Here is a 2500-nt window from a genome sequence, read left to right on the forward strand (position 1 = left end):
TGGTTGCGGGGGCAGGATTTGAACCTGCGGCCTTCAGGTTATGAGCCTGACGAGCTACCGGGCTGCTCCACCCCGCGTTATCCAGCGCAAGTCCGGAGGACTTGTCGCGTCAGCGACCTTCAGGTCGCTTCTGCCGGTTTTTGCCGAAGGCAAAATACCGTCTGAGATCAATTCATTGTTGTTGTTACCACAACAAATGGCCGCTTTGTGGGCGGCCTTGGTTGTTTTCCGCTTTGTGGGCGGTTTGTTTATCGTGTTTTGAGAAGCATGATTTGCGTTTTGCAGACCTGGCAGCGACCTACTCTCCCGTGCCTTAAGACAAAGTACCATCGGCGCTGGGGCGTTTCACGGCCGTGTTCGGAATGGGAACGGGTGCAGCCACCCCGCCAGAACCACCAGGTCGGCAAAGCGCAAATCATGTTTATGCAGACGGATTTAATCGTCTGTCGAGAAGCTGGATTTTGAATGTGCTGTGTTTTGTTTTCATGTGATGATCATGAACAATGAGAACGATGAAGTCTATCGAGCTATTAGTAACGGTAAGCTTCACACATTGCTGCGCTTCCACACCCGTCCTATCAACGTGGTCGTCTTCCACGGCTCTCAGGGAACACTCGTTTTCAGGTTGGTTTCCCGCTTAGATGCCTTCAGCGGTTATCCATTCCGTATATAGCTACTCTGCTATGCCCTTGGCAGGACAACAGATCCACCAGAGATACGTCCATCCCGGTCCTCTCGTACTAGGGACAGATCCTGTCAATATTCCTACACCCACGGCAGATAGGGACCGAACTGTCTCACGACGTTCTGAACCCAACTCACGTACCGCTTTAAATGGCGAACAGCCATACCCTTGGGACCTGCTCCAGCCCCAGGATGCGATGAGTCGACATCGAGGTGCCAAACAACCCCGTCGATATGGACTCTTGGGGGTCATCAGCCTGTTATCCCCGGCGTACCTTTTATCCGTTGAGCGATGGCCCTTCCACGCGGGACCACCGGATCACTATGACCGACTTTCGTCTCTGCTCGACTTGTCAGTCTCGCAGTCAGGCGGGCTTATGCCATTGCACTCGACGACCGATTTCCGACCGGTCTGAGCCCACCATCGCGCGCCTCCGTTACTCTTTCGGAGGCGACCGCCCCAGTCAAACTACCCACCATACACTGTCCCGGACCCGGATGACGGATCGCGGTTAGACATCCACGAAGATAAGGGTGGTATTTCAAGGATGGCTCCACTCAAACTGGCGTCCAAGCTTCAAAGCCTACCACCTATCCTACACATGCCTTGGCGAATGCCAGTGTAAAGCTATAGTAAAGGTGCACGGGGTCTTTCCGTCTGACCGCAGGAACCCCGCATCTTCACGGGGAATTCAATTTCACTGAGTCTGCGTTGGAGACAGCGGGGAAGTCGTTACGCCATTCGTGCAGGTCGGAACTTACCCGACAAGGAATTTCGCTACCTTAGGACCGTTATAGTTACGGCCGCCGTTTACTGGGGCTTCGATTCAAAGCTTGCACCTCTCCTCTTAACCTTCCAGCACCGGGCAGGCGTCAGACCCTATACGTCGCCTTGCGGCTTCGCAGAGCCCTGTGTTTTTGATAAACAGTCGCTACCCCCTGGTCTGTGCCACCCCACTACACTTGCGTGCAATGGGGTCACGCTTCTTCCGAAGTTACGCGTGCAATTTGCCGAGTTCCTTCAACGCAGTTCTCTCAAGCGCCTTGGTATACTCTACCTGACCACCTGTGTCGGTTTCGGGTACGGTCTATAATGGTGGAGCTATTTCCTGGAACCGCTTCCCCGCACAATCAATCCAATAAGACTGTACGAGTTACGCAATCCGTCACTACCACCAGGCCCACGAATATTAACGTGGTTCCCATCGGCTACGCATTTCTGCCTCACCTTAGGGGCCGGCTAACCCTGCTCAGATTAACTTTAAGCAGGAACCCTTGGTCTTTCGGCGAGGGAGTCTCTCACTCCCTTTATCGTTACTCATGTCAACATTCGCACTTCCGATACCTCCAGAGGCCCTCACGGGTCCTCCTTCACAGGCTTACGGAACGCTCCGCTACCACGTGCATTGCTGCACATCCTCAGCTTCGGTGCATGGCTTTAGCCCCGTTACATTTTCGGCGCAAAGACCCTTGACTAGACCAGTGAGCTGTTACGCTTTCTTTAAATGATGGCTGCTTCTAAGCCAACATCCTGGTTGTTTTGGGATCCTCACATCCTTTCCCACTTAGCCATGACTTGGGGACCTTAGCTGGAGGTTAGGGTTGTTGCCCTTTTCACGACGGACGTTAGCACCCGCCGTGTGTCTGCCGATTAGTACTCCTCGGTATTCGGAGTTTGGTTAGGATCAGTAAGACGGTGAGTCCCCATAGCCCATCCAGTGCTCTACCCCCGAGGGTATTCGATCGACGCTCTACCTAAATAGATTTCGCGGAGAACCAGCTATCTCCAGGTTTGATTGGCCTTTCACCCCTAACC

Annotated in this window: 1 protein-coding gene, 1 tRNA gene and 2 rRNA genes (1 of these 4 cut by a window edge); 1 reads left to right on the forward strand and 3 read right to left on the reverse strand. The window is 53.6% G+C overall.

All coding sequences use genetic code 11. The features are described 5' to 3' along the window. Positions 1 to 77, reverse strand: a tRNA-Met gene (locus JJB09_RS26365). Between JJB09_RS26365 and JJB09_RS26370 the strand changes: the two genes are divergently transcribed. After that, positions 41 to 262: a hypothetical protein gene (locus JJB09_RS26370; protein ID WP_201664076.1), complete on the forward strand. Its 222-nt coding sequence runs from the start codon at positions 41 to 43 to the stop codon at positions 260 to 262. The two genes, JJB09_RS26365 and JJB09_RS26370, sit on opposite strands and share 37 nt — an antisense overlap. 23 nt (positions 263 to 285) lie before the next feature. On the opposite strand, the gene rrf is transcribed toward JJB09_RS26370, so the two are convergent. Continuing rightward, a 5S ribosomal RNA gene (rrf, locus tag JJB09_RS26375) occupies positions 286 to 400 on the reverse strand. 109 nt (positions 401 to 509) lie between these two features. Continuing rightward, a 23S ribosomal RNA gene (locus tag JJB09_RS26380) occupies positions 510 to 2500 on the reverse strand; it runs 805 nt beyond the window's last position.

Origin of the sequence: Phytoamicus setariae, from assembly GCF_016722925.1 — a bacterium.
In the GTDB taxonomy this organism is placed as follows: domain Bacteria; phylum Pseudomonadota; class Alphaproteobacteria; order Rhizobiales; family Rhizobiaceae; genus Rhizobium_E; species Rhizobium_E setariae.